This is a genomic window from Paenibacillus sp. S25, assembly GCF_019454085.1.
Lineage (GTDB): Bacteria > Bacillota > Bacilli > Paenibacillales > Paenibacillaceae > Paenibacillus > Paenibacillus polymyxa_B.
Window position 1 is genome coordinate 4,091,579 of the sequence record NZ_CP073683.1, and the last position, 21,555, is coordinate 4,113,133.

The 21,555-nt window shown below is 46.7% G+C and carries 17 protein-coding genes; 3 read left to right on the forward strand and 14 right to left on the reverse strand.

Annotation, left to right across the window (positions count from 1 at the left end):
- Positions 1 to 114 precede the first annotated feature (114 nt).
- A complete protein-coding gene (locus tag KAI37_RS17845; protein ID WP_220029915.1) occupies positions 115 to 1,425 on the forward strand; it encodes an amidohydrolase family protein in 1,311 nt (436 codons plus the stop codon).
- A gap of 236 nt (positions 1,426 to 1,661) precedes the next feature.
- On the opposite strand, the gene KAI37_RS17850 is transcribed toward KAI37_RS17845, so the two are convergent.
- The 8 genes from KAI37_RS17850 to moaA all read right to left on the reverse strand — a co-directional run bounded on the left by KAI37_RS17850 (position 1,662) and on the right by moaA (position 9,210).
- Entirely contained in the window at positions 1,662 to 3,197 is a 1,536-nt protein-coding gene (locus KAI37_RS17850; RefSeq protein ID WP_220031499.1) for a choice-of-anchor Q domain-containing protein, read from the reverse strand.
- A 220-nt stretch (positions 3,198 to 3,417) separates the two neighbouring features.
- On the reverse strand, positions 3,418 to 4,083 hold the full coding sequence (gene modB / locus KAI37_RS17855) for a molybdate ABC transporter permease subunit (protein ID WP_071641923.1): 666 nt from the start codon (positions 4,081 to 4,083) through the stop codon (positions 3,418 to 3,420).
- 27 nt (positions 4,084 to 4,110) lie between these two features.
- Complete coding sequence (gene modA, locus KAI37_RS17860; protein WP_071641924.1) at positions 4,111 to 4,929, reverse strand: molybdate ABC transporter substrate-binding protein; 819 nt, start codon at positions 4,927 to 4,929, stop codon at positions 4,111 to 4,113.
- A 103-nt stretch (positions 4,930 to 5,032) separates the two neighbouring features.
- Positions 5,033 to 6,112, reverse strand: a complete 1,080-nt coding sequence (locus KAI37_RS17865) for a thiazole biosynthesis adenylyltransferase ThiF (RefSeq protein ID WP_275955739.1) — start codon at positions 6,110 to 6,112, stop codon at positions 5,033 to 5,035.
- A gap of 62 nt (positions 6,113 to 6,174) precedes the next feature.
- Complete coding sequence (locus KAI37_RS17870) at positions 6,175 to 6,906, reverse strand: molybdenum cofactor biosynthesis protein MoaE (RefSeq protein WP_275955740.1); 732 nt, start codon at positions 6,904 to 6,906, stop codon at positions 6,175 to 6,177.
- 55 nt (positions 6,907 to 6,961) lie between these two features.
- Complete coding sequence (locus KAI37_RS17875) at positions 6,962 to 7,210, reverse strand: MoaD/ThiS family protein (RefSeq protein ID WP_071641926.1); 249 nt, start codon at positions 7,208 to 7,210, stop codon at positions 6,962 to 6,964.
- Between the two features lie 133 nt (positions 7,211 to 7,343).
- A complete protein-coding gene (fdhD, locus tag KAI37_RS17880; RefSeq protein WP_023989569.1) occupies positions 7,344 to 8,156 on the reverse strand; it encodes a formate dehydrogenase accessory sulfurtransferase FdhD in 813 nt (270 codons plus the stop codon).
- 40 nt (positions 8,157 to 8,196) lie between these two features.
- A complete protein-coding gene (gene moaA, locus KAI37_RS17885) occupies positions 8,197 to 9,210 on the reverse strand; it encodes a GTP 3',8-cyclase MoaA (protein WP_220029916.1) in 1,014 nt (337 codons plus the stop codon).
- Positions 9,211 to 9,849: 639 nt separating this feature from the next.
- On the opposite strand from moaA, the gene fdhF reads away from it, so the two are divergent.
- Entirely contained in the window at positions 9,850 to 12,792 is a 2,943-nt protein-coding gene (gene fdhF / locus KAI37_RS17890; protein WP_220029917.1) for a formate dehydrogenase subunit alpha, read from the forward strand.
- Between the two features lie 12 nt (positions 12,793 to 12,804).
- Positions 12,805 to 13,287: a helical membrane plugin domain-containing protein gene (locus KAI37_RS17895; protein ID WP_025720263.1), complete on the forward strand. Its 483-nt coding sequence runs from the start codon at positions 12,805 to 12,807 to the stop codon at positions 13,285 to 13,287.
- 82 nt (positions 13,288 to 13,369) lie between these two features.
- On the opposite strand, the gene KAI37_RS17900 is transcribed toward KAI37_RS17895, so the two are convergent.
- The 6 genes from KAI37_RS17900 to KAI37_RS17925 form a co-directional block, all read right to left on the reverse strand.
- Positions 13,370 to 13,717 (reverse strand): hypothetical protein, encoded by a 348-nt coding sequence (locus tag KAI37_RS17900; protein WP_076293549.1) that lies wholly within the window; start codon positions 13,715 to 13,717, stop codon positions 13,370 to 13,372.
- 269 nt (positions 13,718 to 13,986) lie between these two features.
- Positions 13,987 to 14,988, reverse strand: coding sequence for a 2-keto-3-deoxygluconate transporter (gene kdgT / locus KAI37_RS17905; protein ID WP_209942994.1), 1,002 nt, complete (start codon positions 14,986 to 14,988; stop codon positions 13,987 to 13,989).
- A gap of 48 nt (positions 14,989 to 15,036) precedes the next feature.
- Complete coding sequence (locus tag KAI37_RS17910; RefSeq protein WP_023989574.1) at positions 15,037 to 16,044, reverse strand: tripartite tricarboxylate transporter substrate binding protein; 1,008 nt, start codon at positions 16,042 to 16,044, stop codon at positions 15,037 to 15,039.
- A gap of 129 nt (positions 16,045 to 16,173) precedes the next feature.
- Positions 16,174 to 18,615, reverse strand: a complete 2,442-nt coding sequence (locus KAI37_RS17915) for an AraC family transcriptional regulator (protein ID WP_220029918.1) — start codon at positions 18,613 to 18,615, stop codon at positions 16,174 to 16,176.
- 207 nt (positions 18,616 to 18,822) lie between these two features.
- Positions 18,823 to 20,487: a methyl-accepting chemotaxis protein gene (locus KAI37_RS17920; protein WP_220029919.1), complete on the reverse strand. Its 1,665-nt coding sequence runs from the start codon at positions 20,485 to 20,487 to the stop codon at positions 18,823 to 18,825.
- 27 nt (positions 20,488 to 20,514) lie between these two features.
- Entirely contained in the window at positions 20,515 to 21,519 is a 1,005-nt protein-coding gene (locus KAI37_RS17925; protein WP_071641942.1) for a BMP family lipoprotein, read from the reverse strand.
- Between the last annotated feature and the right edge of the window lie 36 nt (positions 21,520 to 21,555).

Below are 21,555 nucleotides of genomic sequence, written 5' to 3' on the forward strand. Positions count from 1 at the left end.
ATAAACTATATAAATCTCTAAACTGTTTGTCAAATGAAAATTAGTTTATTGACAGTTATAAAACTAATAGTTAGAATTCTAAGTGTTTAAAACTGAACACTAAGGAGGAACGACATGAAGAATGTAACTCAAAGTTCTACGGTAGAAAAAGTTACAGCGATTACGAATGTACGTATTTTCGATGGTGAAAAAGTTATTGAGCCCAGAAATGTTGTCATCCATGGGGAAACCATTATTTCGGTAGGCGGAGACCTTCCGACACATGCAACGATCATCGATGGGGAAAATGCGACATTATTGCCAGGCCTGATTGATGCGCATGTCCACACTTCAATCGGTGGGTTACGAGATGCTTTAAAATTCGGCGTCACGACAGAACTCGAAATGAATGGCAGTTTTACAGAAAGAGGGCGCAAGATTCAGTTAAAAAACGTGAATGACATCGCCGAAGTCCGTTCCGCCGGCACAGCGATCACTGCTCCAGGTGGTCATCCGGATGAATTATTGCAGGATGAGGATGAAATTCCTGAGTTCGTATTAAAGGAATTGGAGAAGTTACCCAAGGAAGATCGGGAAGCTATGCTAGCCGCCTACGCTCACGATCACGAAAAAGTGCCCCAAGTGACGACAGTGGAAGAAGCGATCAAACATGTGCATACCCAGGTGGAGAGTGGCGCCGACTATATTAAAATCATGATTGAAGAAGGGACGGTCTTGGGTGCCCCTGGACTGCCTATTTTAAGCGACGAGATTTTAAAAGCAGCCGTGGCAGAAGCCCATAAATTCGATAAAATTGTCATAGCCCACGTCTTGACGGCTCATTCTTCGCAAACCGCCATCGATATGGGAGTCGACGGATTGGGTCACTTATTTCTCGACAGGCCCAAATGCACATCCGAGTTGGTGAAATCCATAGCGGATTCAGGCGCATTTGTTATACCGTGCTTAGTATTGAACTCATCCATTCTGGGGAATCCGGCATCAGAATTGGCGAATGATCCACGTGTTTATTCCAAATTAAGTCCGGAATGGATCGATATTTTGAACTCAAGCTTCCATACTTTCCCGCAAGGCAATTTGGAGAATAGCTTTAAAAATGTGATGGACCTTCACCGTGCCGGTGTGGATATTCTGGTCGGGACGGATGTCGCCCCCGTTCCTGTTCCCAATCTTGGCGGCCTTGCTCATGGAGCCAGCGTTCATCATGAAATGCAATTGCTGGTTGAGGCCGGATTTACTCCCATAGAAGCGCTTCAGTCGGCTACCGCGAAACCGGCCCGTTGCTTTGGGCTTAACGATCGCGGCTGTATTATCGAAGGTGCGCTCGCTGACCTTATACTAGTAAACGGTGATCCGACAACCAACATCTCGGATACCTTGTCGATCAAATCCGTATGGTTCAAAGGTGTACAACAACAAGGTTAATCAGAGCCTCTTGAACAGGAACTACTTTCTAATCTCATTTGTATACTTCCATTTTCACTTCCCGAGGATAGCTTAATCTTGTTGCCAACGCAAAAACACCTCCAAAGTTTATCCTCATATCTTACGACATGGGGATTCTCTTTGAAGGAGTTTTAATTGCAAGGAACATTGTAAAAACGTACAATCAATGGCCCCACATAGTTTCGGTATGCACTGTTGGTCATAAAATATAAGGCTTACTCGTAGGCACCGATGTTCACAGCGGCTCCCTGTACTCTGGGCTTCCCGTCAATATCTAGTGTTCCAATGATGGCACGGTCCGTGTTTCCGGCATCGATCGCCGGTGACGAAGACTGCAAATGGAAGTCGCCGTTCGCGGCATTCACGAATTTAGGATCGGCAAACAGAGAATGCGTATCGTTGCCGGTCCCCGATTTGTACGCGGAGAAACCTGTATATTCTTTATTTTTCCATATCCAGTTGGCTTTTGAGCTGCCGCTCGGAGCAAAATATAAATTATAATCCACAACATTGCCAGAATTTTTGGTGTATCCATTGGAGATCAGCATATCCGTGGAGCTGGCCACGAACATATTGTTTTTGATCACGTTGTTTCGCGTATCATATTGAACCAAAAGCTGACCGCTTCCGTCGTCAAACGTATCGTTCTTGTATAGTGTATTGTTCACGATCTTGCAGTTTACCGTGGAGCCACGCTCCTCATTGTAACCGCCCATGGCAATACCGGTCAGTCGGTTGTTATATATCGCGTTGCTGCGGACCGTAATATTGCTGGTGGCTTTGCCGGCATGCTCGGAGGCAATTTCGACGCCGATGTCGTTGTTGTAGCTGTAGTTCTGCTCAATAATGCTGTCCTTGCCTCCATCTACATAAATGCCGCCGGCCGAGTTGTCATCTCTCTTGTAAGATGGGTTATTTTGAACTGAATTATTATACACCCGATTGCCCTTCACCAACCCGTTCCGCGCCTGATCGTAAGCGGTATTCGGCGCAGTTCCCTCAAAGCCGATCAAATCAATCCCGATATTGTCATTATCGTGAATGAGGTTGTTGGTCACCACAAAGCCATCCACGTTGCCGTTTAAAACGAGCGATTCGCTGGAGCCCAGCACGAGATTGTACAGCTCATTACCGCTGATCGTAAGGTCGTGAATCGAAGCCGGAGCTTTCGTGCCATAAACAGCGATACCGTGAGCGTCCCGGCCCAGCCGATCTTTGCCGGTCGGGGTGACCGTGTTTTTAATGTCATGGATTTTGTTGTTGGACAGATTAATGAAACCGCCCGAACCGTGGACATAAATACCTACAGGCACCGTATTCTTGGAAGCAGTGGTGAAATTACGGATTTCAAACCCCTGAACGGTAACGTGATTGACATCGGCCAGTTCGATCAGCCCTTCGTTCCCGCTGACCAAAAGTCCGGTGCCGTCAATGATGGCGGTCTCCGTCCCATAGTTGGTAAACACAATGGAACCCTGCGAAGCGGAGCCAGAGCGGCTGATCTTCAGTTTCTGCTTGTACACACCGCCCCGGACGTAAACCGTGCTGCCCGCAGGAACCACGTCGGCCGCGTGCTGCAGCGTCTTCCACGGCGCGTCGCTCGTTCCTGCGTTGGAGTCGCTACCGCTCGTGGCTACATAATATTCTGTACCGGCCGCGGAAGCGACGGGAAGCTCCACATTTCCTACCGCCAGACCAAGCCCCAACACCATGGCTAAACCTACCAGAAAAAATTTCCCAAATTCCTTCATGGTTCCCCATCTCCCTTTACTTATTTTTTGTAAATTATACCACGAATTCACTAGATCTGTTACGCTTGCAAACGGAGTACAGCCTCGACCGTCCGCGAGCCTCCAGGGCCTCTAATGCCAAATTTGGAGAGTGAATGAAGATGTGTAAGAGTTTTTTCTCATTACAAATAAAACACAGCCTACCCTATCGGCAGACTGCGCATGTTCTTATTCCAAAGGGCTAATCCTTTACCAGTCGATTTGAAAGCATCAACATGATAAAAGAGAATAAAATGATGACAGCTACCCAGCTCCAAGAGAGTGTCATATTTCCGACCTCGGACGCGGTATAAATCGCCGTAGGTAGGGTTTGAGTCTGTTCAGGAATATTACCTGCAAGCATCAGCGTAGCGCCAAATTCCCCTAACCCTCGGGCAAATCCGAGAATGTATCCTGAAATGAGTGGTCGGTAGGCAAGGGGCATCGTAATGTGGCGAAACACTTGCCATTCGTTGGCACCTTGCGCACGTGCAGCCTGCTCTACCTCAGGGTCTACAGCTTCAAAACCTGCTTTAATTGTACGGTAAGCCAGTGGAAAAGCAACAACTACGGCCGCCACCACTGCAGCTCCCCATGTAAATACAATTGTCTGCTGGAACAAGCTTTCGAAGGCAGTGCCAATCCAGCTTTTCCTTCCCAGCAAGATGAGCAAAATAAAGCCGACAACAGTGGGAGGCAAAACGAGCGGAAGAAGTAGGACGGTCTCAATCACGCTGGTTCCCCTCCGCGGCGTGCAGTTCGCCATCACCCGCGCTACCACAGTAGCTAATAAAAAGACGATGATGCTGGCGACGACAGCGACTTTAACAGATACGATAACCGGAGGAAGAAAAGCTGACCAATCCAACGGGACCCCCTCCTTTATCTGTGAATTCTATTTTCCCGTCATTGTAGGGGCTGAAAATCCATCTTTACTGAACACACTCATAGCTTCATCTGTCCGTAGGAAATTAAGAAACTCGCCTGCTTCCTGACTGTGTTTGGTTGCTTTTACAATGCCTTCAGGATACAGGATGGGTGCATGCAATTCCTCAGGCACTTCCAGTGCTATGACCGTTTTATCGGATGATTTGGCATCCGTCAGATAGACGAGTCCTGCATCGGCGTTGCCTGTTTCAACATAATTTAATACCTGTCTTACGTCCTTGGCGAATACCATCTTAGGTTCCAGCTTGTCCCATAGTCCAGCCTTCGTTAACGATTCTTTGGAATACTGTCCGGCGGGAACGGTAGTAGGCTCCCCAACAGCCACTTTCAGGAAAGAAGAACCCATCAAGTCATTGAGCGTAATGCTTTTGTTATCTGTGCTTTTCGCCTTATCTTGCGGAACAACCACAACCAGTTTATTTTGAAGCAACACGTTATCCTTTTCCACCAATGAAGCATCCGTTAATGCCTTCATTTGCTTCATGCCCGCCGAAATAAATACGTCAGCGGGTGCGCCTTGCTCAATTTGTTTTTGTAATGTACCGGATGAAGCGTAGTTAAAGGTAAGTTTGATATCTGGGTGCTGTTTCTCATACTGGCCCTTGAGCGTATTCAGACTATCTTGAAGACTTGCAGCGGCAGATACGACTAGTTCTGTCTTGGGTGCGGACTGTGCCGACTGTACAGCAGCCGGAGACGAGCAGCCCGCCAGAACCCATGCCAACAATCCAACGAACGTGAATATGTACCCAAATTTCTTTTTCAACTTGTTCTTCCCCTATCCTATAAATTCCAAAATGAGATGACGAAAATGTGATAGCGAAAATAAGGAAACATTGTACATCTCATAACGGGTCGAATCTATTGGGTCAACCCAAATATTTGTGATAAATCGATCTCGCCTCAGCGATGTCCTTCGTCCCATGAATTAAGACGCGTCCATCCTGAAAAAGAACGATTCGATGCGTTCCGATAACAACGGATACCAGATATGGATTATGCTCCACCTTGCCCCCCTGACGGGATAACAAACGTGCCGCTTCATTCAGATCACGTACAGTACCCGGGACCGGGCGGATTTGAACCGTATCTCGTCCGCACAAGACAGCCGTTTTAGCCTGATGCTCCGATTGTAAAAAAGGATACACTGGGTGCTCACCACACGTTGGACAATCGGCTTTCTTCATGGCGCTGATTTGGATCGCCTGATGCTGATTGTTCCACAGATCGAAAGATATCAGCTTCCCCTGTAAGGCTGATTCGTCCCCGGTGAGCAGCTTCAATGCCTCGGCGCTTTGATAAGCCGCCACCATCTGTACAGCCGGGCTAATCACACCGACCGTATCACAGGTCGCACCGCCGAGCGGTACGGTTCCGAGCAGGCAATGTAGGCACGGTGTCTGCCCTGGCACGATGGTAAAGGTTGTCCCATAGCTGCCCACACACGCTCCGTAAATCCAAGGGATTCGGTGCTTGACCGCATAATCGTTCATAAGCAGACGTGTATCGAAATTGTCGGTGGCATCTACGATGAGATCCACCCCTGCTGCGATATCGTCGATTTCATCCAGCGAGACGTCCCGGACTAGCGCACGAACGTCCACGTCCGAATTGATTTGCTGCAATCGCTTCTGCGCAGCCACTGCCTTGGGGATCTGATCACGGGCATCCGCTTCGTCATAGAGCTGTTGGCGCTGCAAATTGCTCCAATCTACATAATCGCGGTCTACCAACGTCAGCCGTCCGATGCCCGCTCGCACCAGCATGTCAGCATTGGCAGTGCCCAGTGCGCCGGCTCCCACCATCAGCACGTGCTTACTACGGATATTTTGCTGGCCTGTCGGTCCAATTTTCGAGAATAATTCCTGCCTAGAATAACGGGCATGAGACGCATGCGCATGTGCTTGTGCAGCAACTTCTATTTCCTGGATTTTGTCCATTTCTGACATCGTTGGTTTACCCTCCATACTTATCCATTGATAGCTACAAGTTGATCAGACAAGCTAAAAGCTCAGATGTCCTCGTCCTTATTCGAAAGCTTTGGGGTATTTTGAGGATTCCAGCCACCCAGCTGATGCCCCTTCCATTCTGAGCCGTCCTCCCACACTTCCTTTTTCCAAATCGGTACGATTTGCTTTAACCGTTCAATGGCATGGCGGCTGGCTTCGTAGCAAGTATCGCGGTGTGCAGCAGAGACAGCAATCACCACACTCGTCTCTCCAATTCTGACCGTGCCAAGCCGATGTGTAATCGCAGTACGTGTAGAAGGCCAACGCTCTGCAATTTCGTCACCAATCTGCTTCATCGTGTTCATGGCCATCGGGACATACGCTTCATATTTAAGCAGCACCGTTCGCTGACCTTGCGTGAATTCCCGAGTCGTACCATTAAAGGTCAGCGAGGCGCCATGAGAAGGGTCGAGCACCTTTGAGGTTACTTCATCGGCATCAATCGGGTCGTACGTAATGGCAAATAAACCACATTTTGAAACGACCGTCTCCATCCCGGGTGCTGACTGATGAAGAGCAATTGCATCTGATGGAACCACAAGTTCATCTGGAGAAGCCAGCTTTTTATGATGGGTAAAAAAAGAACCTGGCAGTTGTGAAGTCACTTCCGGGTACAGCTCATTCAGCCTTTTTCGAATGTCTGCCATGGTCACCGTTTCCTGTGAAAGTTCTACCGTGATCACGTCACCAAGTTGCTCCGCCATACCTGCGAATAGCTGAATACGGTATTGCATATGATCTGCCCCCTTGCACCTATTCTATCGAATTCATCTATTCTATTAGTAGAATTTACCCTCCAGAAACCGGAGGAATAATCGCAATCTCATCATGTATACTCACGAGGTCCTCAGGAGCGGCGTAGGCTTGATTTCTGGCAACAAAAGAACCCTGCAACTGAGCTGCCGATTCAGGGAAACACTCGGATAGCAAGTCTTTTAATGCGGCAACGGTCATCGTTTCTTGCTCAGTAGGCACCATAACTATAGGCCCTCCCATCTGTTCCGCAAGTCCGGCAAATACTTGAATATGATAGTTCATTTAACATGCCCTCCTTTTCAGTACAGTGAATGTCCACCACATATGTACCAAGAAAAACCAACATGAATGAATACCCCGAAAGGTTTTATTCCATGCTGGTTAACTATGACGGTGTACATTGAAGATTTTTATATTATATTTTAGATTCAACCAGTTCATCAATCCGTTCGGTATGCGTATATACATTCAGAGAACGACTGCGTATAAAGCCGACGGTCGTAATTCCCAGATCCTCAGCCAACTCAAGTGCAAGCTCTGTGGGAGCTGACTTGGATAAAACAACTTCACAGCCAATCTTCGCAACCTTCAACAAAATTTCAGACGAAATGCGTCCGCTGAATACTATGATTTTGTCTTGTAATACAATATCATGTTTTAAGCAATGTCCATAGATTTTATCCAGCGCATTGTGTCGGCCGATATCTATTCTGGACAGGATCATCCCGTCTTTATCGCACAACGCTGCATTATGAACACCACCGGTCTGTTGGAACGTAAGTGCCGAGCTTTGCATTAAATTCATCAAGCGGAAGCAATCGTCAAAGGACAGCGTAACATGGGTGTCATTCATTCTTTTTGCCACTTTGGCATCATTCATAAAATAAAAGCCCTGTCTACTTTTTCCGCAGCAGGAGGTAATGTACCGTTTGGAATGAAAGTTTTGATAAAACTCATTCATTCGACGGGTTTTAATATGAACAAAACCTTCTTTTTCCTGAACCCAAATATCTTCGATATCATCGTACCGTTGAATGACGCCTTCAGAGGCCAAAAAACCTACCGCCATATCCTCCACATACTCCGGTGTACAAACCATGGTAGCAAATTCCTGCTGATTGATTTTGATGGTCACCGGATGCTCAGTCACCACAGTGTCTTCAAAACGCTTGATCTGACCATCACGATAACGTAGAATCTCACGTTTTACCTCAGCTGGCTTTTCCATGTGCTCCACTCCCTTGTTTCTGACAGGCTGGCTCTTCGGCTCACCCGCCGATGTGTGACATTTCAATTTTAGATGTTGCTTGCTGTGTATGATTCAGCCGTTCCTCTGAATAGCGATCGGTACGTTCTCTCCAAACACGCTCAATGTAAGCTCTAATCTCGTCATCGGACTGTTCGGAACGCAGCATCGCGCGAAGCTTGTACCCTTGCGAGGCAAACAGGCACGTGTACAAGGAGCCTTCAGCAGAAATTCTCGCTCGTGTACATGTGGAACAGAAGGCGTCCGTAACAGACGAAATAATGCCGATTTCCCCGTCTCTGTCCTGATACCTGTAGCGCGTCGCCACCTCACCTTTGTACTGGGGTGGGACAGGTTCTAACGGCATATGCTCGTGAATGGCTTCGATGATCTGCTGCTTGGAAACGACCTGATCCAATTTCCAGCCATTGGTGTTGCCTACATCCATAAACTCAACAAAACGTAAAATATGCTTTTCCTTTTGGAAATAGTCGGCCATGGGCACAATATCCTGATCGTTAAAGCCCTTTTGCACGACCATATTTATTTTCACCTGCATCCCTGCTTGAGCCGCAGCCTCAATACCATCCAGCACCGCCTTTACGCTGCTTCTGCCCCCGTTCATTTGGCGGAACCGATCATCATTGAGCGAATCCAGACTAACCGTCACTCTCTTTAGTCCCGCCTCTCGCAGTGCTGCAGCATATTTAGGCAAAAATACGCCGTTTGTCGTCATTGCAATATCTTCAACCCCATCGAGTTGAGTTAACGAATGAATAAGCAAGGACAAATTTTTCCTCAGCAACGGCTCACCACCAGTAATACGCAGCTTCGTAACGCCCAGCGAGACAAAAATACGAGAAAGACGCGTAATTTCCTCAAAGGTCAATATCTTTTCTTTTGGCAGAAACGGATAGTCATGGCCAAATATTTCTTCCGGCATACAATATCGGCACCGAAAATTACATCGGTCTATGACGGATATTCTTAAGTCCCGTAACGGACGATTCCATTGATCGTCGCTCCGGTTCGCCATCCTGTTCACCTCAATCCGTCTTCATTAATAAAACTCTTTACACTCTAAATTGGGACGGTATTTCCATTCATTTTATACTGAATCAAAAAACCGGCATCACAACAACTTCTTCGCTTATGATATCGAAGAATCTGCTAAATGCCGGTTAATTTATCTACATCAGGATTTTACGAATCCCACATCATGTGATATAGAAAAATCAAACTAACAAGCGCTGCGACAAATAAAATATACGCGATTCCCACGTACACTCCATTTACGATTGCTCTGAAATAGATTACATTCCTATTGTTAGCAATCCTGGAACGTTTGTCAATGATTTTTCGATTTCTCAGACGATAATCATTATCAATTAAAAAATTAATAATGTACCGTTGAACTATCTTAAATTTTACGTTATAGTTACACGAGATGACATGCAGAAAATGACATATCTAAGTTATTCAGAAGTTATTGATATACAGACGGTGCGTACTGTTTGTTATTAATACATATTCAAATGGCGGATTGGCCTCCAGGACCTAGAGCTTGGTCACTACTCCACCATAAACACAAGTGCTGAAACACGAGCACTTGTGTTTATGGTGGAGTTTTTTTATTCCTAATTTTTAAATTTAAAATCTGAAAGGAGCCTGAACCGTGACTGATAGTGCGATCAAAATTACATTAAACGGACAGGAACTGAAAACGAAGAACAGCGCAACGATTCTTGAGGTGATTAACGAAAACAACATCGCCCATCCCCAGCTGTGTTACGTTCCCGAAGTCGATCCGATTCGTACCTGTGACACATGTATCGTGGAAGTGGACGGAAAACTTATGCGTTCCTGCTCGACACTGGCTTCCGATGGAATGAATATTCATTTACATTCGGATCGCGCGAAAGCAGCTCAAACCGAGGCTATGGACCGATTGCTGGAAAATCATCTTCTCTACTGCACAGTGTGCGATAACAACAACGGTAATTGTACTTTGCATAATACAGCAGAGCTTATGGAAATTGAACATCAAAAATATCCGTATCGACCGAAAGTTGACCCGACAGAAGTAGATATGTCTCATCCTTTCTACCGATATGACCCCAATCAATGTATTGCATGCGGCCAATGCGTAGAGGTATGCCAAAACCTTCAGGTCAATGAAACGCTGTCCCTCGACTGGGAAGCTGAACGCCCTCGCGTCATATGGGATGACAGGGTTGCGATTAACGATTCCTCCTGCGTTAGCTGTGGTCAGTGTGTAACCGTCTGCCCATGCAATGCCTTGATGGAGAAATCCATGCTGGGAGAAGCAGGCTTCATGAGTGGCATGAATAAGGATTTATTAAATCCGATGGTGGATTTAATAAAGGAAGTGGAGCCGGGCTATAGTGGGATTTTTGCTATTTCCGAAGCCGAAGCAGCGATGCGTGAAACCCGTACGAAAAAAACGAAAACCGTCTGTACGTTTTGCGGTGTAGGTTGCAGCTTTGAGGTTTGGACCAAAGGCCGCAAAATTTTGAAGGTGCAACCTACCTCTGAGGGACCTGTTAACGGTATCTCGACATGCGTAAAAGGAAAATTCGGCTGGGATTTTGTGAACAGCGATCAGCGTCTGACCTCCCCTTTAATTCGTCAAGGTGACGAATTTGTGGAAGCAACCTGGGAAGAAGCACTGAGCCTGATGGCCAGCAAAATGGGAGCTATTCAAGAAACTTACGGTGGCGAAGCACTCGGCTTTATTTCTTCGTCCAAATTCACCAATGAAGAAAACTATTTGATGCAGAAGTTGGCTCGTCAGGTCTTCCAAACGAATAACGTCGATAATTGCTCACGGTATTGCCAATCTCCTGCGTCATGGGGGCTGCAATACACCGGAGGCATCGGTGGGGACAGCGGTACGATTAAAGACATTGCCAAAGCAGGTTTGGTCATGCTGGTCGGTTGCGCGCCGGGAGAAGGACATCCAGTGCTGGCTACTCGTATCAAACGTGCGCATAAGCTGCACGGTCAAAAGTTGATCTCGGTCGACCTGCGTAAGCATGAAATGGCAGAACGCGCAGATCTGTTCATTCGTCCGAAGCAAGGTACTGATTATGTATGGTTATCCGCTGTAGCCAAATACATCATTGAGCAAAACTGGCATGATGCAAAATTCATTGAAGAGCATGTAAACTTCTATCCTGAATATTTGAAGTTGCTAGAACGTTTCTCCCTGGAATTTGCCGAACAGGAAACTGGTATTTCCAAAGAGACACTGATTCAGGTAGCGACTATGATTCACGAAGCCGACGGCACTGCCATTTGCTGGGGCATGGGTGTGACGCAAAACATCGCAGGCTCTTACACTTCGATTGCAATTGCCAACCTGCTGCTGGTGACTGGAAACTTTATGCGTCCGGGTGCAGGCGCATATCCGCTTCGCGGACATAACAATGTGCAGGGTGCTGCCGATATGGGTACGATGCCGGATATTTTCCCGGGCTATCAGCCCGTGACGAACGATGTCATTCGTGCCAAGTTTGAAGCGGCCTACGGCGTACAAATTCCAGGTCAACGCGGACTGGACAACATTCAGATGCTGGAAGCCATTGAAACAGGTAAGCTCAAAGCGATGTATATCGCTGGAGAAGAGATGGCATGGGTGGATGCCGACTCCAACCATACCCAAGAAATGCTGGCGAACTTGGATTTCCTTGTCGTTCAGGATGTATTTCTGAGCAAGACAGCTGAATTCGCTGACGTTATTTTGCCAGCCGTACCTTCACTCGAAAAAGACGGAACCTTTACGAACACCGAACGTCGTGTTCAGCGTTTATATGAAGCACTCCGCCCTATAGGAGACAGCAAACCAGATTGGTGGATTTTCAGCCAATTTGCCAAGCACATGGGATATGATTGGGATTACAGCCATCCAAGTGAAATTTTTGAAGAAATGGCGTCGCTCACTCCATTTTTCTCCCAATGTAATTATGACGTATTGGAAGGCTGGAACAGCTTCCACTGGGGATCGCCGGATGGTAGCAATACACCGTTGCTGCACACCAACGGCTTTAACTTTCCGGATAAAAAAGCGCGTTTGGGACTTTTCGAATATGTACCACCGAAAGAGTACCCCGTTGAATTCGATTTGACCTTAAATAATGGTCGACTGCTCGAACAGTTTCATGAAGGAAATATGACGACCAAATCAGCGGGTATTCAGCTCAAACTTCCAAAAGTATTTGTGGAAGTGTCCCCTGAATTGGCTGAGGAGCGCGGAGTCACTAATGGATCGCTGGTTCGACTGGAATCCCCTTATGGTGCGGTCAAGCTACGCGTTCTGGTTACAGACCGCGTGCAGGGAACTGAAATTTATGTGCCAATGCACTCTACCAGCCATGATGGTGCGGTCAATCTGTTAACTGGTGGAGCGTTCGATGTGGTCACCCGTACACCGGCCTATAAACAAGCCAAAGTACGGATGCAAATTTTGGAGGTAGACGGTCAAAATCCACTACCACGTATCAATCCGCGTTACAAAAAACGTCATCCGCAAAATGGGGTTGAAGTGGACCGTAAGTGGAAACGTCCTGGTTACGTCGATTTGGTGGATCAAAAATAAGGAGGTCAAGCCGTGGCTAAGCCTATTTCAATTGTGAGAAAACGCGTTCTGACAGAAGAAGAACGGCAAAAACAATCGCTGGATCAGCTTACTGCTGATCTGGCGGACAATGGGGCGGCATTGCAGAAGACGCTTGAAATCGTACGCGAGCTACACGACAGTGGTCTTCTCGAAGCAGCTCAGTCTATGCTAAAAGCCAAAGAAAGCATCGCCAAAATCGCTGTAGGACAAGCGACGCGTAAGCCTGTGACAAACATCATCAATAATCTCATGGGAGCAGCAGGGATGCTGTCTGAGGTAGACCCCGAGCTGGTGAAAAAGCTGACAAATAGCGTTACTAATGGCCTGAACGAAGCCGAAGAACATCTAAAGCAGAATAAAAAGACTCGTCTGCGCGATCTTATGAAGGCGATGAATGATCCAGATGTAAACCGGGCAATGGGATTTGGTATTCATTTTCTCAAAGGAGTGGGAAAAAGTTTGTCTGATAAATAATTCATAGAGCGTGAAGATGGAAGACTAGTAACAACAAACAATAAAAAGAGCTGGCTCCGAAAACGGGGGCAGCTCTTTTTATTTATTTTTTATCCACCTGCAATAGCGTCACCGTTTTAAGAGAAACGGCATCTTTTATTTGCTCCTCTGCGATGACCTTGAGCTTAAGCAAACTGGCAATCTTCGACGTATCCGGCTTGGAAAACAAGCGCCATAGCTGCGGATCAGGCAGTGAATCATACAGCTTTGTATGATCGTATTCCTTGCGGTGCTGCTGTATAATCTTGACTCGGTAGTTGCCAATTTCCCAATCTGATACTTCCTGCTGTGCACAATGAGCGGTAATGTCATTACGCAAGTCAGTCAGTTCACCTTCAATTTCTTTTTGCTTTTGCTTTAACTGGTAGTAGCGACGTACCTTGTTTTCCAATGCCTTCACGCTCCTCTGCTTACATATGTATGTTTGCAGAAGCGTTTTAGGACAAGTTTTGTAATGTTAGGATTGAAGGTATAACTGCGAAAGCATTTCCCGGGTAATGGAAAGGTCCATAAGTTGAGAACATCATCATCCAAACTTTATTTTAGGATTTTTGCAAAATCCGATTCCAATCGCTCCAAAGTGCAATATATAGACGAACTAGACCATTTCGATCTATATATTGTTTATTGGAAGTCGCTTATTGGATTTTTGCAAAATCCTCATTTAGGTACATTCGTCCCTGGATTTACAGGCCCTGCTCCTTGGGATTTCCCCTTACGCTTCATATAATTGGCCCAGTATGCCGTCAGAATAGGTACCAAAATCGAGGTTACAATGACCGAAGCAGCAACTAAGGCCGTTGCAGATTGCGCAACAGGCAGGAACTCAGGCTTGATATTGGCAACAATGACTGGATTGGCTACTGCTGCTCCTGCTGTACTAGAGGCTGCAATTCCTGCTGTACCGTTGCCACCACCGATATATTTGTCCGCCAAAATCAGTGGAATACCCGTAACGATAATTACAAAAATACCCAATAAAATACCAAGCATACCTGTCTGGACAATGACACTCAGGTCAATGGAACAACCCAGTGCAAAACCGAAAAATGGAATCAAAGCTTGCGTTGCGTTTCCAAAATATTTTCGGAAATCATGATCCAGATTGCCCAACATAAAGCCGACCAAAAATGGTAATACCGCCCCCACAAATGTTTGCGGTTCAAAAACGGCCAGCCCAGTGCTACCCAAAATAATCATGGTCACCAACGGACCCGATTCCAGTGACATCAGTACAAATGCTCCTGCCTCTTCCTTGGAGCCATACTGCTGCATAATGGAGGCGTATAACCCACCGTTCGTCATATCCATAGCCGAGATCAGCGCCAGCACCGACAAACCTGCAAATAGTCCACTTTCTACACCACCAACAGGCAGCAATCTGGATGCAATGATCGCCACTACCCACGCAACCGCGATTTTAGTCAATACGAGCGTTCCTGATTTACGTAATACAGTACCCGTCGCCCGCACATCTATAGAAGCACCCATACAAAAAAACCACACTGCTAAAATGGGTACCGTACCTGTCATCAGCCCCTTGGTAAAAGATCCAAAGTAGTCGCCTGCCCATGGAGTAAATGTATGAAAAAGTGCGCCAATAAACAGCGGCACCAGCATAATGCCCCCTGGAATTTTATCAATGTTTTGTTTGATTTTCATTACTTCGTTCAACCCTTTCGTTTTTGCCAATGCAAAAACAAGGCCGTATTACTTGCGGCTCAAGCCGAGCTCGGGAATCAGTCTTGCGAAGGTATCATGACTCTCCTTCAGTTGCTGCGCGAATGCCTCTGCATCCTGGACACGTAATCCCAACCCATGCTTACGCATTTCCTCCCTGAATTCCTCGTCTTTCGTCCCCTTGATCAGTGCATCCGTCAGCGTTTGAGCAACTTCATCCGGTGTATCCTTGGGTACAGCCAGCCCTCTCCAAGTGCCAATAAAATGTACACGCAGCCCAGTGGCTTGCTGTAGTGTCGGCACTTTTGGAAACGCTTCCGAAATAGTGTCTGCCTGGATCGCCAGTATGCGAAGTTTCCCTTCGTCCACGTATTTCTTCACTTCTGCGGGACTGACGGGTACAGCATCCACAAATCCGCTCATTAAAGCGGAGACGGCTGGGCCTGCTCCCTCATAAGGGATATGGGTAAAGCGGACTCCGCTTTTCTGCTCCAGCATCGCGGCAGCAAGGTGCCATATGCTCCCTGTGCCTGCATTCCCCATTTTGAGCTTGCCGGGATGGGCCCCAGCATCCTCCAGAAATGCCTCCGCTGTCTTCCATGGTGCATCCGCCCGGACCGTAATGGCGGAAGGGTCCATATTGGTTTGAAGCAGCGGCTTAAATCGCTCATAGGTGAGCGGTAGCAGTCCCAAATGAGGCAACGTAGTCAGCTCAGCGACCAGATACGTTACGGTATAACCGTCCGCCTGCGCCTCAGCCCCTTCCATCAGCCCGACAGAACCGCCTCCTCCCGTTCGATTAACGACGATTATCGGCTGACCGAGATGCTTCTCGGCGGCTTTCGCCAACGCTCTCGCGGTAATATCTGTACCGCCTCCGGCCGCATAAGGAACGACGAGTGTTATTGGCTTCGTAGGAAATATACGGCTGTGATCCTGCAGGGTGCGGTGATCCACATATTCACTGATACTCAAGGCAGAAAGCATAGCTACTCCCGCCGCAACCAGCACATATTTTTGCCATGGCTTTTTCTTCATTATGTTTCCTCTTCTCCAAAAATGAACTGGGCCCGTCATGCGCCCGTTTTCACCTCCAACGTTTTCGGTCTTGTTGTTTGCGTTTACATGAAGTCAATGTACCGCAACGTGGAGGGCTACAGCTATCGCTTAATCTTCGTATTTATCTTCTATTTCGCCAAAGTATCGACCTTTTGACCGATCTGCATATTCATTGGAAGATTTGCTGATTTGTCTGAATTTCCCTGGGGTCACTTGTTTGTGCTTGCGGAATACCCGAATAAAGCTGTTCTCATTTCGGTATCCGACCTGTTCTGCAATTTCACCGATTTTCAAATGAGTTTCACATAGTAATGTGCATGCCTTTTTTACGCGTAATCCAGTCAAATAATCGTAAACGGTGGTCCCCGTTTCCTCCTTGAACATGCTGCTCACCGAGGACACGCTCATGTGAACATGATCCGCAATTTCCTGAAGCCCGATGTTCAAATGCAAATGATGTTCCATATATTCAATCATCTCTTGTACACGCACAAAATCTTTGGACTGAATGCGGCCGTGCCATTTTTCTTCAATATCAGTCAACATAATGACCAGCAATACCTCAATGTCTTGAAGGTCTAGCGTCAGAATCTGATTCCAGTGGTAATCAGCAAGCTGATCCGGCGGCGTCACACTCTGAGTGGCACACCATTTTAGCAAATCTTCCAGCAATTCATGAACAAACAAGTAGACCTGGGCTGGGGATGTTCTGTGGAGTCGAAGTTCTTCTACCCATTGGCTGATTAGCTTTACACTTGCACCAGGTTCCTGTGACTCCAGGGCACGAATCATCTCCAGACGCCGATTGTCCAGCAATGTTGAATCCTGAATCTGCTCCTTTGACTGTTCATCCACTGTATTATCCTTTTTCACACTTATGCTGCTGTCTATATTCGTATATGAACGTCCATACCCCTCATACAAACGCAAATTAAGGGCCTCTTTTCCTTTTATAAAAGACGCCCGTGCCTCTCGAATATCCGTGACCATATGACCAATCCCTATAGAAATAGTCAAAGGAAGATACTCACCGACAACCTGAATCAGCCTATCCACGCTTTTCTGAAGCAAAATGCTCTCTTGGAGGTCAGTCTCTGTACCAACTTCATTCGAACTCTCGCTGAACTGTAACAGCACAATAAAACCACTTTCCTCCTCCGGCGAGCATACTGCTTTCCAGTGAGGTTCGAGCATCTCTAGCAAAATATTGTTTAGCGCATACTTAAGCAGCATTTTATCCTCTTCTGGAAAGCTTGCGGCCCACGTAGAATACCGGTCGATGGACACGATCATGACAAACAAAGAATGGCCGTCCCAATCGGAAAAATACTGTTCCCATTTCATACGCATTTCCTGTATGCCCATTCTACGCTGGATGACATCTTCCATATATTTGGAACGCAACTCCGGCAAGCTTCGCTCAACCACCAATGATTTGCGGTGAAACTCTCCAACCAGTTTGCTAATCACAGGTTCCAGGTCATACAATCCTCCTTGGCGCGTTCCCTTATTGCCCGAATTTAATAGGCTATTAATTTTTTTCATGGGGCGAAAAGCTGCATAATTGTAATAGTAAACTGCTGAGCACCCAGCCAGTATGGAGATAAAGGCAAGCCACAGCATCATATTGCGCGCCAGCTTTACATTTTTCAGCAGCTTGTCCATCGGAACGAGCGATACTAGACGCCAGCCCGTTACATCAGAAAAGGTTTGGTTCGCCATATATTCCATGTCCCCTATCTCCACATAAGCATAGGGACTCACATCCAGTTCTTTCAAAATCCTGCCCATATCATTTAAGGGTAAGGACGATCTCAGCTTGGGATAGATCAACTCGCCCTCCAGATCATACACGTATTGCGAGTTGGATAAATGAATATATAGTTTGGAGAAAAAACGGTCGTAATCCAGATTGATTAGCACCGCACCCATGACCTGACCATTCTCTACTATGGGCCTGGCCAGCGAAAGCAACTCTACCGTCCCCTGCTCACGATCGGTGCCGTACCATCTCCGCTTAATCAACAACGGCTTTTTTTGAATGTCCTGAATCCAGGGAACCCATGTGGTATCCGGTGCCTGCTTCCAATCAGGCATGTAACCATAATTGCTGGATACGAGAGCATGATTGTCCAAAGAAATAACTTCAACCGAATAAATTTCTTCGTGCGAAGAAAGGGTTTTCAAGTATTTCTGAAGCCGATCTATGACGGAGGCGTTGTCTTCCAGCGATTCCCCATCCGTTTGGACACGTACAAAAGCCTCTACATCCGGATGATATGCTGCGTCCAGCGCCTTGTTATCAGACTCGCGAAAAGCCCGATTGGTCACATCCAGATTGATTTGCAATAATTCTATATTGGGTGTGTTCAGCTCGGTATCCAAACCTTCACGGTATCCTGAATACGATAGCAAGCCGATCACGCTAATCACGAGCGACACGCACAGAGTGAGCAGTAAAATCAGTCTTGTCTGTTTATTTTTCAGTATCAATCGAAGCTTAAGTCGCAACATTCCCGTAACTTCATCCTTCCGGACTTCGTTGTCCATCTTCCTCTTGCCAACATACGTGGTGACATATTCTCCCTAAATCTATTTGACGTAAGAGTTGGAATTCCCTGCCTATGTAATTCAAACTTAATATAAGGAACAACATTCATATAAAAAAGAAGAAGTCTCCCTATACAAGGTAGAACTTCTTCTTTGGCACTGCTTGTATTCATTATTCAGCAAAAACAGATACTCGCTGCACAGGTTTTAGCTTGTCTTTTCCACCTGAAAACGATCTAGTTCCCGCTGCATTTCCTCACGAATTTGACGAAGCTCTTTTACCTTCTCAGCCGATTCCTCAAATGAACGCTTCTGCTCTACTGTGGAAGCCGTAATCTCTTCACTGCCTGCGGCGGATTGCTGAGTGATTGCGCTGATATTTTCGATAGCTTGCTGCACCTGTACGCTCAGTTCACGCGATACATTCATGTCCGTTGATAGCTTGCTGACTTGGCCGGCAATTTGCTGCACTTTGCCACTAATCTCTGTAAATGATTCTCCGGTCGAGGAGGTTGCCTTCTCCTGCTCACGGAACAGCTCCTGACTCTGCGCCACAGAAGTCTTCACCTTATCCATAGCCTGCGTGATACCGTCAACTGCGGTATAAATTTTCTTTACAGCAGACTCTGATTGATTCGCTAGCTTTTTCACTTCATTGGCAACAACAGCAAAACCTTTTCCTGCCTCACCTGCACGTGCAGCCTCAATAGAAGCATTCAAGGACAACAGCGATGTTTGGCTGGCAATTTCGGAGACATATCCAGTCATAGTTGTAATCTCGGCTGCATTAGCCTCCAGCTCCTTGACCGTCTGCTCCACTTCGGACATGGCTGAACGATTTTCTGCAACAATGCGCAGTTGGTCGCTCATGACCCGCGTCCCCTGCTTAATGACACGCAAAGCATCCTCGCTATACGCGGTCGATTGTGTGGTCTCCAGCAGATTCGATTCAAACTTTTGCTGCATCTCGTCCACAACGCCAACTGTCGACGACAGATCCTCAGCAATTTTCTGACTGCCTATCGCCAGTTCCTCTGTTGACGTGCTGACTTGTGTCACAATTTCCTTCATGGCCTCATTATGCTGATCAATATCCCGAGCCATCAGATCGACACGATTACCCGCCTGATCAATGGAGAGTACAATGCTGCGCAAGTTCCCTATCATCACCCGGAAAGATTCGTTGAGCTCGTCCAGCTCATCTCGTCCCTTCGTTTGTGCGAGCTGCACTGTCAGGTTCCCCTCAGCAATTTGCTTTGCAGCATCCGTTAACTTGCGGGTTCTAAGGGCAAGCTGCCTGGAGGTATATGTATTGTATAGCCCAACCGCCACAAGAAGTAGAACTGCACCTGTCAAAGCCAATTGCCAAGTAAAACGAATGCTCTTAGTCAAATCTTCTGTGTATTGGTCATAACGTGCCTTGGTCAGCAGATCCAGCATAAATACATCGTTCTGAATCCCTTGGGCACGCATGGCCTCCCGCTTGGACTCCGGGCTGTTTTGGGTACTCATTGCTTTCTCCGTTGCTACTTTCAATTGGCTGAATTTTGTTTTAATCGTATTCAGTCGCTTTTGCTGCGCTTCGGTTTGCATCATGCCCTGTGAAAGCAAAGCAATCGTCTTTTCAGACTGAGTCAGTTGATTTTGCACATCGGCTTTGTTGCTCTCCGTCATGGAAGCTGAATAATTTTTCAGTGCCTGCCCTGACTGAATCAAATAGGCATTGAGCTGCTGTACATTCAACATAGCCGGAACCAGATTACTACTTTGCGAGTTAATACGAATTAATTCAAAAATGATATATGCCACTAAAGCCAGGCAAGCGATCAAGGAAATCATCGCGTTCAGCACCAGTTTACCTTGCAGTTTCATCAGCCTTCATCCTCCGTTTGCGAAAATTTATTGGGTGGGTACAGTAAGTGTGCCGGATTTGATTTTTTCCTTTAAATCATCCAACAACTTTTGCTGATCCGGATTCAGTGTCACGACACGAATAGGCGCTAAACCTACGCCATCTTCTGCAAGACCAAACACCATATCCTTTTCCGTAAATTTTCTTTGATGATCTGCAAAGCCTTTGACTGCTGTATAAATTGCAATGTCTACATTTTTAAACATCGAGGTCACTACCGCTTTTTCCGCAATAAAAAACTGGTCACTATCGACCCCAATGGCTAATTTTTGCTGCTTTTGCGCTTCCTGTAGTGCACCTACGCCCGTGAGACCTGCGGCTGCAAAGATAACATCAATCTGATCCTGATTAATCATGTCATCTGCAATTTCCGTACCCAGTTCCGGCTTTCCAAAATCTCCTGCATACGTTGCAGTAACTTTGGCATTAGGCTTGACTGATTGCACCCCTGCGCGATACCCAATTTCAAATTTTTTCAACAAAGGAGATTCCGCACCTCCGAGAAAACCCACCTGTTCGGTGCGACTCGTCAAACCGGCAACGACTCCAGCCATAAAACTGCCCTCTTCTGCTTTGAAGCTAATAGAGGCCACATTCGGTAAATCTGATTTCTCATCCACGATTAAGAATTTACGGTCTGGATATTTTTTGGCAATGGATTCCAAGCTGTCCTTCACCATATAACCCAGCCCAATGATTAAATCCGCTTTTTCTTGAGCAAGCTGCTCAAAAGCCGCATCATACGTCTTGGTCTCCGTTATTTCCCGGTATTCAAAAACTATCTTCCCCTCATCCCTTGCCTTGACCAAACCTCGAAAAGCCGCGTCGCTGTAAGATTGGTCACCCAGACCAATATCTGACAGTACGATTCCCACCTTAATGGGCTGAGCCTTGGTTTGTGCTGCCGAATGCCCACATGCACTTAGCAACAATGCAAAGATTGTGACAATGGGAATCCACCTAAAATTCAACAATACTGCTCGCTTCTTCATGACATATCACCTCAGCATAATTTGGAAATCCCCAAC

Bases quoted from the DNA above. Each gene is read 5' to 3' on its own strand.
- KAI37_RS17845 (WP_220029915.1), top strand. From the start codon at position 115: ATGAAGAATGTAACTCAAAGTTCTACGGTAGAAAAAGTTACAGCGATT.
- KAI37_RS17850 (WP_220031499.1), bottom strand. From the start codon at position 3,197: ATGAAGGAATTTGGGAAATTTTTTCTGGTAGGTTTAGCCATGGTGTTG.
- KAI37_RS17865 (WP_275955739.1), bottom strand. From the start codon at position 6,112: ATGTCAGAAATGGACAAAATCCAGGAAATAGAAGTTGCTGCACAAGCA.
- KAI37_RS17870 (WP_275955740.1), bottom strand. From the start codon at position 6,906: ATGCAATACCGTATTCAGCTATTCGCAGGTATGGCGGAGCAACTTGGT.
- KAI37_RS17875 (WP_071641926.1), bottom strand. From the start codon at position 7,210: ATGAACTATCATATTCAAGTATTTGCCGGACTTGCGGAACAGATGGGA.
- fdhD (WP_023989569.1), bottom strand. From the start codon at position 8,156: ATGGAAAAGCCAGCTGAGGTAAAACGTGAGATTCTACGTTATCGTGAT.
- moaA (WP_220029916.1), bottom strand. From the start codon at position 9,210: ATGGCGAACCGGAGCGACGATCAATGGAATCGTCCGTTACGGGACTTA.
- kdgT (WP_209942994.1), bottom strand. From the start codon at position 14,988: ATGAAAATCAAACAAAACATTGATAAAATTCCAGGGGGCATTATGCTG.
- KAI37_RS17910 (WP_023989574.1), bottom strand. From the start codon at position 16,044: ATGAAGAAAAAGCCATGGCAAAAATATGTGCTGGTTGCGGCGGGAGTA.
- KAI37_RS17915 (WP_220029918.1), bottom strand. From the start codon at position 18,615: ATGGACAACGAAGTCCGGAAGGATGAAGTTACGGGAATGTTGCGACTT.
- KAI37_RS17920 (WP_220029919.1), bottom strand. From the start codon at position 20,487: ATGAAACTGCAAGGTAAACTGGTGCTGAACGCGATGATTTCCTTGATC.
- KAI37_RS17925 (WP_071641942.1), bottom strand. From the start codon at position 21,519: ATGAAGAAGCGAGCAGTATTGTTGAATTTTAGGTGGATTCCCATTGTC.